This window comes from Roseivivax sp. CAU 1761, assembly GCF_054482755.1.
On the sequence record NZ_JBTLRM010000051.1, the window covers coordinates 1 to 13,198 of the forward strand.

11 protein-coding genes, 1 tRNA gene and 2 pseudogenes are annotated in these 13,198 nt (G+C 68.0%); all 14 read left to right on the forward strand.

Annotation, left to right across the window (positions count from 1 at the left end):
* A pseudogene (locus ACXYMW_RS19035) lies at positions 1-546 on the forward strand (hypothetical protein); the annotation flags it as partial.
* A gap of 96 nt (positions 547-642) precedes the next feature.
* Positions 643-2,064: a cryptochrome/photolyase family protein gene (locus ACXYMW_RS19040; RefSeq protein WP_459036920.1), complete on the forward strand. Its 1,422-nt coding sequence runs from the start codon at positions 643-645 to the stop codon at positions 2,062-2,064.
* A gap of 77 nt (positions 2,065-2,141) precedes the next feature.
* On the forward strand, positions 2,142-3,350 hold the full coding sequence (locus ACXYMW_RS19045) for a class I SAM-dependent methyltransferase (protein WP_459036910.1): 1,209 nt from the start codon (positions 2,142-2,144) through the stop codon (positions 3,348-3,350).
* A 7-nt stretch (positions 3,351-3,357) separates the two neighbouring features.
* Entirely contained in the window at positions 3,358-3,798 is a 441-nt protein-coding gene (locus tag ACXYMW_RS19050) for a TrgA family protein (RefSeq protein WP_459036911.1), read from the forward strand.
* A gap of 4 nt (positions 3,799-3,802) precedes the next feature.
* Positions 3,803-4,930, forward strand: a complete 1,128-nt coding sequence (locus tag ACXYMW_RS19055) for an NUDIX domain-containing protein (RefSeq protein ID WP_459036912.1) — start codon at positions 3,803-3,805, stop codon at positions 4,928-4,930.
* A gap of 55 nt (positions 4,931-4,985) precedes the next feature.
* Positions 4,986-6,020 (forward strand): cysteine synthase A, encoded by a 1,035-nt coding sequence (locus tag ACXYMW_RS19060; protein WP_459036913.1) that lies wholly within the window; start codon positions 4,986-4,988, stop codon positions 6,018-6,020.
* Positions 6,017-8,404, forward strand: a complete 2,388-nt coding sequence (locus ACXYMW_RS19065) for a DUF3772 domain-containing protein (protein ID WP_459036914.1) — start codon at positions 6,017-6,019, stop codon at positions 8,402-8,404. Before ACXYMW_RS19060 ends, ACXYMW_RS19065 begins: the two co-directional genes overlap by 4 nt.
* Positions 8,405-8,701: 297 nt before the next feature.
* A tRNA-Ser gene (locus ACXYMW_RS19070) sits at positions 8,702-8,791 on the forward strand.
* Positions 8,792-8,943: 152 nt separating this feature from the next.
* On the forward strand, positions 8,944-9,585 hold the full coding sequence (locus ACXYMW_RS19075; RefSeq protein ID WP_459036915.1) for a tyrosine-type recombinase/integrase: 642 nt from the start codon (positions 8,944-8,946) through the stop codon (positions 9,583-9,585).
* An 18-nt stretch (positions 9,586-9,603) separates the two neighbouring features.
* Positions 9,604-10,131: pseudogene (locus ACXYMW_RS19080) on the forward strand (tyrosine-type recombinase/integrase); the annotation flags it as partial.
* The gene (locus ACXYMW_RS19085; RefSeq protein WP_459036916.1) at positions 10,131-10,823 is read left to right on the forward strand and encodes a hypothetical protein; all 693 of its coding nucleotides are present in this window, start codon (positions 10,131-10,133) and stop codon (positions 10,821-10,823) included. The pseudogene ACXYMW_RS19080 and the gene ACXYMW_RS19085, both read left to right, overlap by 1 nt.
* A gap of 45 nt (positions 10,824-10,868) precedes the next feature.
* Entirely contained in the window at positions 10,869-11,096 is a 228-nt protein-coding gene (locus tag ACXYMW_RS19090) for a MerR family transcriptional regulator (protein WP_459036917.1), read from the forward strand.
* The gene (locus tag ACXYMW_RS19095) at positions 11,086-11,493 is read left to right on the forward strand and encodes a helix-turn-helix transcriptional regulator (protein ID WP_459036918.1); all 408 of its coding nucleotides are present in this window, start codon (positions 11,086-11,088) and stop codon (positions 11,491-11,493) included. The genes ACXYMW_RS19090 and ACXYMW_RS19095 overlap by 11 nt, the downstream gene beginning before the upstream one ends.
* Complete coding sequence (locus tag ACXYMW_RS19100) at positions 11,490-13,112, forward strand: tyrosine-type recombinase/integrase (RefSeq protein WP_459036919.1); 1,623 nt, start codon at positions 11,490-11,492, stop codon at positions 13,110-13,112. The genes ACXYMW_RS19095 and ACXYMW_RS19100 overlap by 4 nt, the downstream gene beginning before the upstream one ends.
* Positions 13,113-13,198 lie beyond the last annotated feature (86 nt).

Below are 13,198 nucleotides of genomic sequence, written 5' to 3' on the forward strand. Positions count from 1 at the left end.
GCCGCGGCGCCGACGCGGCCGCCCGCGGCGCTGCGCGGCACCGACACGGCCGCGCCTGCGCCGGCCGACAGCGCCGAGATCCGCACGCCGCCCTCGAAACCGGTCTCGGCGCTCGCCCCGAGCATCGCCCGCACCGTGCCCGCCGTGACCGTCCGGCGCGAGACCCCGGCGCCGCGGCCGATGCGGATCGAGCCCGAGCCGGTGCGCGTGGCGACGGCGCGCCCGGCGCCCGGACGCGGCGCGGCCACCGCGCGGGCCCTGCCGCCCGAGGCGCGGGCCGCGGTTCTGCCGGCCGGCACCCGCATCCTGCCGCGGCATCTCTACGAGGTCCGGGCCAAGGTGCTTCCGTCGCCGCCGCCACCGGGATACGCGCCGGCCTGGGAGGACGGCCGCCTGAACCCGCACCGTGCCAACATGTCGATCGAGGGCTACCGGCGCACACAGCTCGTGTGGACCCGGACGGTGCCGCGCGAGCTGGTGCGCGGCGCGCCGGCAGGGATCGAGGATCCGGTCCTGCTCTATCCCGACGAAGTCGGGCGGCGCTGAGCGCGCGCCGTACTGACGCCACGCCATGCTTGGAGAACCGGGACGCCGCACTAGCTGGCCTGCGGACCGGGCACGGAGTGGAGGCGCATGACGGCAATGGCGGAGGAACGTCCCACCCTGGTCTGGTTCCGGCGGGACCTCCGGCTCGACGATCATCCCGCCCTCGCGGCCGCCGTCCAGGCCGGCGCGCCGGTGATCCCGGTCTTCCTGCTCGACCCGGTGATGGAGGCCATGGGCGCGGCGCCGAAATGGCGCACCGGCCTGGCGCTCGAGGCGCTGGCGGCCGAACTCGCGCGGCGCGGATCGCGGCTCGTCCTGCGGCGCGGGGTGGCCGATATCGAACTGCCGCGGCTGGCCCGCGAGACCGATGCCCGGGCCCTGCACCTGATCCGCGCCCACGATCCCGACGGCCGGCGCCGCGACCGCGACGCCTGCGAGGCGCTGCAGGCTTCCGGCGTGACCGTCGAACGCCATGACGGCGCCGTGCTCTTCGAGCCCGACCGCGTGGCGACGAAGCAGGGCGGCTATTACAAGGTCTTCACCCCCTTCTGGCGTGCGGTGCGGGTGCGCGACGTGGCGCCGCCGCTGCCCGCGCCCGAGACGCTGCCCGCCCCGGCGCGCTGGCCCGAGAGCGACCGGCTGGAGGCCTGGAACCTCGGCGCGGCGATGAACCGCGGCGCCGCGGTGGTGCGGCCCTGGGCGCGCCCCGGCGAGGCCGCGGCCGCCGACCGGCTGGCGGCGTTTCTCCACGACCGGGTGGATGCCTATCCGGAGGCGCGCGACCGCCCGGCGGTGGCCGGCACCTCGGATTTGTCCGAGCACCTCGCGACGGGCGAGATCAGCCCAGGGCGCTGCTGGCATGCCGCACTCCGCGCGCGCGAGGAGGGCCGGCAGGGCGTCGAGACCTTCCTGAAGGAGCTGGCCTGGCGCGACTTCGCCTATCACCTGATGTGGCATACGCCGCGCCTCGTGGCGTCCAACTGGCGCCCGGAATGGGACCGCTTCCCGTGGAACGAGGATGCCGCGCTGCCGCGGGTCCGGGCCTGGAGGCAGGGCCGCACCGGCATGCCCTTCGTCGATGCCGGGCTGCGCGAGATGCAGGTCACCGGGCGCATGCACAACCGCGCCCGGATGATCGTCGCAAGCTACCTGACCAAGCACCTGATGACGCATTGGCGGATCGGGGCGGACTGGTTCGCCGAGCACCTGATCGACTGGGATCCGGCCAACAACGCGCTGGGCTGGCAATGGGCGGCGGGGTCGGGGCCCGATGCCTCGCCGTTCTTCCGGGTCTTCAACCCCGCCGGCCAGCTCGACCGCTTCGATCCCGACCGCGCCTATGTCCGCCGCTGGATCGCCGAGGGCCAGTCCGAGCCGCCGGCCGAGGCGCTGGCCTATTTCGACGCCGTGCCGCGGTCCTGGCGGCGCGCGCCCGGTGACCGCTATCCCGATCCGGTGGTCGACGCCGCCACGGGGCGTGCGCTGGCGCTCGCGGCGTATCAGGATCACAAGCCATGATTGCCGGCCTGAACCGGCGAAACCTTCGGGCCCGCCGCCACGTGGCTCGTCCGGAACAGAACACGGAACGCCTTCCCATGATCCGCACCGACATCGCCGGCGAACCCGGCCTGCCGCGCTACTTCGCCCGCATCTTCGCCATGGCCCGCGGCATGAATACCGGCCGCATCGACTTCGTCCTGCCCGACGGGCGCCGGTTCCGCGCCGAGGGCCGGCGCCCCGGCCCGGTGGCCGAGATGGCGATCCACGACCCCGACCTCTTCGCGCGGCTGATCCGCGAGGGCGATCTGGGCTTCTGCGACGCCTATCTCGACGGCGGCTGGTCGACGCCGGATCTGCAATCCTTCATGGATCTCGTGCACAGCGACAACGACGCGATCTACGACGGCTTCCCCGGCATGGGGCTGCTGCGCACCTACGAACGCCTGCGCTTCTGGCTGCAATCGAATTCGCGCCGCCAGGCGCGGCGCAACATCGCCCGGCACTACGATCTCGGCAACGATTTCTACCGGCTCTGGCTCGACGACACGATGACCTATTCCTCGGCGCTGTTCGAGACCGGCCAGGAGAGCCTCGAAACGGCGCAGGAGCGCAAATATGCGGCGCTGCTCGACCGGCTCGGCGCGCAGCCCGGCGAACACGTGCTGGAGATCGGCTGCGGCTGGGGCGGCTTTGCCGAATACGCCGCCCGCGAACGCGGGCTGCGGGTCACCGGGCTGACCATCAGCCGCGAGCAGTACGATTTTGCCCGGGCGCGGATCGCCGCGGCCGGGCTGTCCGACCGGGTCACCTTCAAGCTGCAGGATTACCGCGACGAGCAGGGCACCTACGACCGCGTCGCCTCGATCGAGATGTTCGAGGCGGTGGGCGAGAAATACTGGCCGGTCTTCTTCGACACGCTGCGCGGCCGGCTGCGGCCCGGCGGCACCGCCACCTTGCAGGTGATCACCGTCGACGACCGGCGCTGGGAGGTCTACAAGCGCGGCCCCGACTTCATCCAGAAATACATCTTCCCCGGGGGCATGCTGCCGACGCCGCGGCTGCTGCGCGCCGAGATTGCCCGCGGCGGGCTCGACCTGCTAGGCTCGGAGGAGTTCGGCGGCAGCTACAGCCTGACGCTTCGTCGCTGGCACGACACATTCAATTCCAAATGGGACGAGATTTCCCGGCTGGGGTTTGACGCGCGCTTCCGCAGGATGTGGAACTTCTACCTGACCTCCTGTGCCGCCAGTTTCGCGGTCGGAAACTGCGACGTCACCCAGATCACCATGACCAGACCGAGCTGACACGCCGATGCCCACCGCCGCCAAACTCGTCGCCGCTTTGCTCCTTGCGGGTTTGGGCTACCTTGCATCGGAGGCGGTCAAGCCGCTGGTGCCGGCGATCACCGAATGGGGGCGCTTCAGCCTGATCAATGCCGGGATCGGGCTGCTCTGCGGCTGGATCGTGATCGGCAGCCGGGCCGGCCGGGGCATGTCGGCCGCGGTGTCGAACGGCATCACCGGGGTCGTGGCGCTGGTCTTCTGGGCGCTGGTCGTGCAGGCGCTGGCGGAGATGGTCGACGCCGCCTTCAAGGGCCGCTTCTCCGGCATGGGAGACGCGATATCGGACGTGTTCAACACGATGATCGAACATGCGGCAATCCTCGCCGACGGCTCGCTGCTGATGCTTCTGATCGGCGGTGCCCTGCTGGTCGGCGGGCTGAGCGAGATCGCCGCCCGGCACTGGAGGTGAGGCGATGAGCGGGCTGTTCGCCTTCGGCACCCTGCGCCACCTGCCGCTGCTCGAGGCGGTGATCGGCCGCGGCGCCGACACGCTGGAGATCGTGCCGGCGCGTCTGCCCGGCCATGCCGTGCGCGCCGTGGCGGGGGAGGACTTTCCGCGCCTCGAACATGCCGAGGGCGAGGCCGCCGAGGGCCTGCTGATCCGCCGGCTGACCCGGGAGGACTGGGCCCGGATCGATTTCTACGAGAACGGCTTCAACTACGATCTGCACGGCGTGCGGGTCGAAACCGACAGCGGCGAGGAGCCCGCGCGCGCGTACTTCACCGATGACGACCGGCTGCGCAGCGCCGGGCCGTGGCAGTTGCAGACCTGGGTCGACCGCTGGGGCGAGCTGACGCCGCGGGCAGCGGCCGAGAAGATGCGGCTCTTCGGCCATGTCACCCCGCAGGCGGCGGGCGAGCTGCGCTTTGCCTTCCGGGCCCGCGCCTGGGCGCGCATGCTGGCGCGCGAGCCCGCGCCGCAGACCCGGCGCTCGACCATGGGACTCGATGACGTGACGCATTTCGAGGAGCATGACGGCTATACCGGCTTCTTCCGGCTGGCGGTCTTCGACATCGCCCATCGCCGCTTCCGCGGCGGCGAGACCGAGCCGGTCCGGCGCGAGGCCTTCGTGGCCTTCGACGCCGCCATCGTGCTGCCCTACGACCCCGAGCGCGACCGCGTGCTGCTGGTTGAGCAGTTCCGCTACGGCCCGCTGATGCGCGGCGACCCGGCGCCCTGGGTGCTGGAGCCGGTGGCCGGGCTCGTCGATGCCCGCGAGGATCCGGCCGAGACGGCGCGGCGCGAGGCCCTGGAGGAGGCGCATCTGGAGCTGCGCAGCCTCGAGCCGATGCCGAACCTCTATCCGTCCCCGGGCTATTCCAGCGAGTTCTTCCACTGTTTCCTCGGCCTGTGCGATCTCCCCGACCGCGGCAACGGGCATGCCGGTCTCGATGCCGAGAACGAGGACATCCGCACCCATGTCCTGGCCTTCGACGAGGCGATGGACCTGCTCGACAGCGGCGAGATCAATGTCGGGATCACCGCGACGATGCTGCTCTGGCTGGCGCGCTACCGCGCCCGCCGCCACGGCCCGGCTTGAGAATCCGGCAGGCGCGGCCTACACGTTTGCGACAAGCAATCAGGAGGCTCAGCCCATGCGCATCGCCAAGGATCTGCCCGACGCCGTCGGCAACACGCCGTTGATCCGGCTTCGCAAGGCGTCCGAGATGACCGGATGCGAGATCCTGGGCAAGGCCGAGTTCATGAATCCCGGCCAGTCGGTGAAGGATCGCGCGGCGCTCTACATCATCCGCGACGCGGTGGAGAAGGGGCTGCTCGAACCCGGCGGCACCATCGTCGAGGGCACCGCCGGCAATACCGGCATCGGGCTCGCGCTGGTCGGCGCCTCGATGGGCTTCCGCACCGTCATCGTCATCCCCGAGACCCAGAGCCAGGAGAAGAAGGACATGATCCGCCTGGCCGGGGCGGAGCTCGTGCAGGTGCCGGCGGCGCCCTACAGGAACCCCAACAACTACGTGCGCTATTCCGGCCGCCTGGCCGAGGAGATGGCGCGCAGCGAGCCGCACGGCGCGATCTGGGCCAACCAGTTCGACAACGTTGCCAACCGCCGCGCCCATGTCGAGACCACCGGCCCGGAGATCTGGGAGCAGACCGGCGGCAAGGTGGACGGCTTCATCTGTGCCGCCGGGTCGGGCGGCACCGTGGCCGGCGTCGCCGAGGCGCTGCAGCCCAAGGGCGTCAAGGTGGGCATCGCCGATCCGATGGGCGCCGCGCTCTACAACTACTACGCTCATGGCGAGCTGAAGGCCGAGGGCTCCAGCATCACCGAGGGCATCGGGCAGGGCCGCATCACCGCCAACCTCGAAGGCTTCACCCCCGATTTCGCCTGCCAGATTCCCGACGAGGAGGCGCTGCCCATCGTCTTCGACCTGCTGGCCGAGGAGGGGCTCTGCATGGGCGGCTCGACCGGCATCAACATCGCCGGCGCCATCCGCATGGCGCGCGAGCTGGGCCCGGGCCACACCATCGTCACCATTCTCTGCGACTACGGCAACCGCTACCAGTCCAAGCTCTTCAACCCGGACTTCCTGCGCGACCACAACCTGCCGACGCCCTCTTGGCTCGACCGCGCGCCGGCCTCCATCCCGGGCGTCTTCGAGGATACGTGACCGGCGTCGTGGCCTGGCTGCGCCTCTGTCTCACCCTCCTGCTGCTGAGCGTCGCCTCGCTGGCTCTGGCGCAGGAGGAGGCCGCGGATTATGCCGGCTGGGAGGAGACCGCGGCGCGCGCCGAGCGGGCGCTCGGCCGCGGCGACAGCGGTGGGCCGCTGCTCGAGAAGCTGCGCGCCGAGATCGCCACCGCGCGGCAGCGCTTCGCCGCCCTGCGCGAGAGCGAGGCGGCTCGGGCCGAGACCCTGCGCTCGCAGATCGACGCGCTGGGCGAGCCGCCCGAGGACGGCGCCGAAAGCCTCGAGATCGCGTCGCGGCGCACCGAGCTCGAACGCCAGCTGGCCGAGGCCCGGGCGCCGGCGGTGGCCGCCGAGGAGGCCTATACCCGCGCCGACGGCCTGATCCGCGAGATCGACGCCACGCTGCGCGAACGCCAGGCCGCGGAGCTTCTGTCGCGCGGACCGCCGCCGATCAACCCGGCGCTCTGGCCGCGGGCACTGGAGGACGTGCTGTCCTCGATCCGCCAGACCCTGACGGTGCCCGCCGAGGGCTGGCTGACCCGCGCCGAGCGCGACATCCTGATCTCCGAACTGCCCGCGGTGCTGGGCCTCATGGCGCTGGGCCTGCTGCTGCTGGTGCGCGGCCGCGCCTGGGCCGAACAGGCCGTCGACTGGCTGCGCCACCACACGCGGCGGGGCGGCGGGGTCTGGCGGGTGCTGCTGTCGCTGGGGCAGATCTTCCTGCCGCTGGGCGGCGTGCTCTGCATCGTCGCCGCCGGCGAGCTCAGCGGCATCCTCAGCGACCGCGCGCTCGAACTGCTCTACGGCGTGCCGATCTGGCTCGGCATCTTCCTCTACGTGCAGTGGCTGTCGCAGGAGACCTTCTCGCGCGAGGATGACGAGGCGACGATGCCGATCGAGGGCTTCGGCCGCCGCGGCGCGCGCTTCTATCTCGGCATTCTCGCCGGCCTCCTGATCCTGCGCGGCATCCGCATCCTGCTGGCCGATCTCGACGACTATTCCATCGAGACCGTCGCGGTGCTCGACTTCCCGCTCGTCGCGGTGTCGAGCCTGGTGCTGTTCCGGCTCGGCCAGATCCTGTCCCGGGCCCGGCTGGCCGGCGACGAGGAGGGCGACGAGGCCTCCGAGGACAGCCTGCATTTTCGCATCCGCGTCGCCCGGGTGCTGGGCCGCGGTATCATCCTGATCGCCGCGGTCTCGCCGGTCCTGGCCGCGGCGGGCTACCGCAACATCGCCGAGGCGCTGGTCTTCCCGGCGATCCAGACGCTGGTGGTCGCCGGCACCATCCTCGTGGTGCTTCGTTTCGTCAGCGATTTCTACGCCCTGGTGACCAAGCGCACGGTGCAGGAGACCAACAGCCTGGTGCCGGTGGCGGCGGGCTTCGTGATGGCGCTGGCGGCGCTGCCGGTGCTGGCGCTGATCTGGGGCGCCCGGATCACCGACCTGACCGAACTCTGGGCCATCTTCCTGGCCGGCTTCGCCCTGGGCGAGACCCGCATCTCGCCCAGCAACCTCCTGACCTTCCTGATGGTCTTCGTGATCGGCTTCGCGCTGACGCGGCTGTTGCAAAGCGGGCTGCGCTCCACCGTGCTGCCCAAGACCAAGATCGATCTCGGCGGCCGCAACGCCATCGTCTCGGGCCTCGGCTATCTCGGCGTCATGCTGGCGGCGCTGGCGGCGTTCGGGGTCGCCGGCATCGATCTCTCGTCGCTGGCGCTGGTCGCCGGCGCGCTGTCGGTGGGGATCGGCTTCGGCCTTCAGAACATCGTGCAGAACTTCGTCTCCGGCATCATCCTGCTGATCGAGCGGCCGATCGGCGAGGGCGACTGGATCGAGGTCAACGGCCATATGGGCTTCGTCAAGGCGATCTCGGTGCGCTCGACCCGGATCGAGACCTTCGACCATTTCGACGTCATCGTGCCGAACGGCGACTTCATCTCGGGCACGGTGACCAACTACACCCGCGGCAACGTCATCGGCCGGCTCATCGTGCCGGTCTCGGTGGCCTACGGCTCGGACACCCGGAAGGTCGAGTCGATCCTGCTGTCGATCGCCCGCGAGCACCCGCTGGTGCTGATGAACCCGGCGCCCTTCATCTATTTCGCCGGCTTCGACGGCCACAAGCTGAACTTCGAGATCCGGGTGATCCTGATCGACATCATCGAGATCCTGACGGTGAAGACCGAGATGAACCACGCCATCGCCAAGCGCTTCGCCGAGGCCGGGATCGAGATGCCGCTGTCGCAGCACGAGGTCTGGCTGCGCGGCCGGCGCGGCCCGCCGGACAGCGCCTCCGCGGGCGGGGACCGCAGCCTCGCCGAGGCCCAGCGCCGCGCCGCCCCGGGAGACCCGGACGGCGAGTGAGGGCAGGGGGGGCGGTCGCCCACGGCGTCCGGCCACCTTCGCCCCCGGGCGACGGCGCCCACCGCCGCCACCCCGGCGGCGCCGCCCCTGCGCCCCGCCGCCGCCGCCGCCCGCATGCCCGGCCGCCGCCGGCACCCGGCGATCCACCGCGAAATCCGCCTCGTACAGCACGCCACGCCGGTCCAACCGTTCCTAGCTGCAACTTCTCCTGGGCCCGGCCGGGCGCCCGTGGCGTCACCGACAAAAATCTCGCCCACCGCCTTGCACAGCGCCGCGGGGATGGATAAGCCCGTCCGCGGAGAGGTGGCCGAGTGGTCGAAGGCGCACGCCTGGAAAGTGTGTAGGCGGGAAACCGTCTCGAGGGTTCGAATCCCTTCCTCTCCGCCATTTCACGATTTTTCTCACTATCGTTCGCTTGCCAAAGGTGGCGTAGTGAACGGAGTTTATTGAAGGTTCCGGGGTTGAGCGCTTGCCTTTGGTTCCCCTCGATTATGCCCGTTTGCGCTCGCTGTGTGGTACGAATTGTGGTATGAGCCGGCATGGCTCTGTCTGGCAAGCTCACGAAGAAACTGGTCGAGAATCTCGGACCCGGGCGCCATGGCGACGGCAACGGTCTCCATCTGGTCGTCGATCCTTCAGGCGCGCGGCGCTGGATCGTACGTGTGGTCGTCAAAGGGCAGAAGAACAGGAAGGGCGGGCCGCTCCGTACCGATTTCGGGTTGGGCAGTGCCGAGCTTGTGCCGCTGGCCCAGGCGCGTGAGCGTGCGCTCGAGTATCGGCGGATGGCCAAACAGGGACTGAACCCGCGCTTCAATGCCCGGAAGGAAGCGCCGACCTTCGAAGAGGTCGCGCAGCAGGTCCATATCGAGCGCATGCCCACCTGGAAGAATGCCAAGCACGGCCAGCAATGGATCAACAGCCTGCGCGACCATGCCTTCCCGAAGATCGGACGCATGCCGATCGACAGTATTGGCCAACCGGAGGTGATGATGTGTCTTGCCCCGATCTGGACCGAGAAGCACGAGACCGCGACACGACTGGCTCAGCGGATCAAGATCGTTCTGGACGAGGCGCGGTCCAAGGGCTTTCGCACTGGTGAGAACCCAGTGACGGCGATCAAGGATTCGTTGGCCCTGCCGAGGGTCAAAGCCAGACCCAAGCATCACTCGGCGATGCGGTGACAAGACGTCCCTGACCTTTTTGCTTTGCTCCGAGAGCGGAAAGCGATGGCTGCCAAGGCCCTGATGTTCACCTGCCTGTCCGCGGCGCGTACGGGTGAGGTTCTCGGCATGCGCTGGGCGGAGATCGATTCCGAAACCCGGTTGTGGGTGTGTCCCGCAGAACGCATGAAGGCCGGTGATGCGCACCGTGTGCTTCTGACGGACGAGATGCTTTCAATCATCGAGCCCCTCAGAGCGATGCGGTCGGAATACGTGTTCGAAGAGCAGAAGCGGCATCGACCCTTGTCGAATATGGCGATGCTGATGTTGCTCCGTCGCATGGGCGCGGAATCGGTGACCGTACACGGCTTTCGCTCGACCTTTCGGGACTGGGCGGCCGAAATTGCCAATGTTCCTCGCGAAGTCGCCGAAAAGAGCCTGGCCCATGCCGTGGGAAGTGATGTCGAGCGGGCCTATGCCCGCTCTGGCCTGCTTGAGAAACGGCGTGCCTTGATGCGCGACTGGTCGCGATACGTGGCGTCCGGTCACATGAAGGAAGACGCCTGATGCCTGCAGTGTGGATCAACGAGGCCGACAGCTGCTACCTGGAGCTGTTTCAAATTGCTCTAAGCGCCGAGGCCCGGGAGGCTAGGGCTGCAGCTCTGCGTCGCGTCAAGCACGTGGTGATCGCAGCTCGGTTGGATCTCCTCTCGGAGAAAGAAGGGCCAGACTGGAGCAGTGAGCCCGACAACCGGTCGCTTTTGGCGTGGATGGCTCAGACAGGGCCTGAACGACACGACGCCATTCACGAGTTTTCCCGGGTTTCGAGGACCTACGAAGACAGGAACGAAAGACGGCTGAACATCGCCGAGCACGCCGGCAAACTGGTCTACCTTTCGATCCTGGAGGGAAAACGGCAGGGAGTTCAGACGCCAGACGGCATCCTGTATCAGGTCACCCTGGACGGTCACGAACATGGTGTCAGCGGCGCGCGGGACAAGGACACGGTGCGCAAGAGCTGGAACATGTATCGCGGCGTTGTCCATCTCGGGATGGCGATGGATTTCTGTGAAGAGCCGTTGGCCGAGCCTGGCGAAACCCTGATCCGCGCCGAACAGATTCGCCGGACACTTTCGGAGACATGTCCCAAGGGCACCTCTAAGCCCTACGTCCCCGAGGACGAGCAAATTTCTTTTTCATATATGTCAGATACTTCGGGTTCCCGATTCAGAAATCGGGGACTGCCTTACGGGGTTTGAAACGGAGCACCTCTCGCTGCAATTCAACGCAGCGAAAGGCATCCCATGGCGCTCCAACTCTTCGAAAACGATCGCAACTATCTGCTAGGTGACCCCGAGCTCGACATCATCGGTGATCGCGAGAAGCTCGCGCAGTGGCGCCACAAGATGAAGGGCCCTGCGTTCTACCGGCTTGGCCGCAAGATCGTCTATCGCGGCTCCGACCTGAACGACTGGGTCGCGGCCAACCGCGTCGATCCGTCGAAGACCGGAGGGCGCAGCGATGTCGCGTGAACCGCAAAAGCCCGGCGATGCTCACGACCTGTTTTCCGTGGCGGGAATGTCGGAGCACTCCCTGCATGGCTCCGGTGATCTGGAACCTGCACGGCCGGCGGCCAAGCCGGTTCGCACCAGGAAGCGGGAACAGTCGCCATCCGTCGCAGTGGAGTATCCGAATGAGCGCTACCTGCGGGACTTGATGGTGGCCCGACGTTACGGCGTTTCTCGTCAGTCAGTATGGCGCTGGGCGGCACAGGGGAGGCTGCCGAAGCCCATCAAGCTCTCGGAAGGTGCCACGCGCTGGCGGGAGTCGGACCTCCTCGCCCACGAGGCTGCCCTGGAAAAGAGGCCGAAGGCGAAGCAAGCGCGCTCTCGCCTCGCGCCGGCCGGCAAGGCTGGGGATCAGCGATGAGAAGGTCCTATCGCAACGTCCGGCCGCACGAGGCCAAGGTCTACTCGGTCGCCGAGGTTCGGGAGCTGTTTGGCGTGTCCCGGAATACCGTTTCGAACTGGGTGGGTTCAGGACTGACGCCCTCGGATGGGGCGCTGCCGCAACTTTTCCGGGGCGCCGAACTCAAACGCTTCCACGCCGACAGGGCGGAGCGCACCCGCCACCACCTGCGGCCGGGCGAGTTCAAATGCATGGCGTGCGGCAATGCGGTTTTTCCGGAGCTCGACACTCTCAGAGTCCAGCGTCTGGACGGACGCGCCACCTTCGGTCATGCGACGCGTTGCGACTGCGGCGCCACCTTGCTGAAGATACTGGGCGCGACGGAGTGCGACAAAGTTCAGGAATGCCTCGATACAAACACGCCGCTGGTGCTTATAGACGAAAGCGAAGTGGCGTCTCAGGCGCGTATTGGGACGGATGCGGACTCTCGGAGCCAGAATTGGTTCACCACGAACGACCGGTTGATCCACGATTGGCAGGCTTACGCGGGGCGCTACAGCCCGAAAACCGTTCAGGCGCACCTGGTCAGCATCCGGGATTTCGAGGCGTCTCTGGACGGCATGCCCTTCGACAAGGTGACGCCGAAGCATGCGGGGCTTTACCGCGATCATCTCGTCCGATCGCTTGCCAAACCCAAAGAACAGGGCGGCCTGAGCAACTCCACGGTTCGTCACCGGGCGTCTCACCTCAAGGCATTCTTCGAATGGCTCCGCGGACAGGAGGGGTATCGCCGCTTGAGCGCGAATATCCCGGACTACTTCGCCCTGCCGCGCAGCGCTTCGGCGCCGCAGGCAAGGGATCGGCCCAGGCAATTCCCTGCTCTGGACGAGGCCTGGCGGATGGTCGAGGTGATGCCGCAGAAGAGCAACATCCAGCGCCGGGATCGAGCCATGGTCGCTCTTGCCTTCATCTCGGGCTTCAGGGCGGCGGCCCTGACCGCGCTTCGCATCAGGCATGTCGACATCGAGGGCAAGACCATTCTGCAGGACGCGAGCGACGTTCCCGCCAAGAACGGCAAGACCTATCGTGCCAAGTGGTTCCCGCGAACAGAGGCGTTTCAAGCCGTCTTCCTGTCCTGGACGCAGGAACTGGATGCCCTCGGGTTTCAGCCGCAGGACGCCCTGTTCCCTGACGGCCGGAACCTCGTAACGCGGGCGCCAGGTACGGCTCCGGTCGACCCCCTGGGCTCGAGCAAACCCTTGCAGGACGCCTTCGCCAGGGCGTCCGAGCGGCTCGGCAAAGCTTACACGCCGCATTCGGCACGGCACACCCTGAAAGCTCTGGGTGACGCGATGTGCCGGTCCTATGAGCAGCGCAAGGCGTGGTCGATGAATCTTGGTCATTCGGACGAGCAGATCACGGAAAAGCACTACGCGAAGATGTCCCAATCTCGCAGCAGCGAACTCATCGAAGCGCTGAACTCCGATCTGGTCTTCACGGAGGAAGAGAACGAGAGGATCATCGACTTCTACCAGCACCGCTTCCTGCGCGGAACGCCTGAGTATCAAGACGCAAAAAGCCTCGCCGAGAAGCGCGACAATGTTGGTCTGCCCCCAGAAAAGTGGTCCTTCCTGAAGTAGGCTTTCGAGCCAGATGGAGGACGAACGAATGGGACAGAGGAGACACAAGCCTGAGGAGATCGTCGCGAAGCTACGGCAGGTCGACG

Coding starts and splice junctions, on each gene's coding strand:
- ACXYMW_RS19090 (WP_459036917.1), top strand. CDS start 10,869: ATGGCGCTCCAACTCTTCGAAAACGATCGCAACTATCTGCTAGGTGAC.
- ACXYMW_RS19050 (WP_459036911.1), top strand. CDS start 3,358: ATGCCCACCGCCGCCAAACTCGTCGCCGCTTTGCTCCTTGCGGGTTTG.
- ACXYMW_RS19040 (WP_459036920.1), top strand. CDS start 643: ATGGCGGAGGAACGTCCCACCCTGGTCTGGTTCCGGCGGGACCTCCGG.
- ACXYMW_RS19095 (WP_459036918.1), top strand. CDS start 11,086: ATGTCGCGTGAACCGCAAAAGCCCGGCGATGCTCACGACCTGTTTTCC.
- ACXYMW_RS19055 (WP_459036912.1), top strand. CDS start 3,803: ATGAGCGGGCTGTTCGCCTTCGGCACCCTGCGCCACCTGCCGCTGCTC.
- ACXYMW_RS19085 (WP_459036916.1), top strand. CDS start 10,131: ATGCCTGCAGTGTGGATCAACGAGGCCGACAGCTGCTACCTGGAGCTG.
- ACXYMW_RS19100 (WP_459036919.1), top strand. CDS start 11,490: ATGAGAAGGTCCTATCGCAACGTCCGGCCGCACGAGGCCAAGGTCTAC.
- ACXYMW_RS19075 (WP_459036915.1), top strand. CDS start 8,944: ATGGCTCTGTCTGGCAAGCTCACGAAGAAACTGGTCGAGAATCTCGGA.
- ACXYMW_RS19045 (WP_459036910.1), top strand. CDS start 2,142: ATGATCCGCACCGACATCGCCGGCGAACCCGGCCTGCCGCGCTACTTC.
- ACXYMW_RS19060 (WP_459036913.1), top strand. CDS start 4,986: ATGCGCATCGCCAAGGATCTGCCCGACGCCGTCGGCAACACGCCGTTG.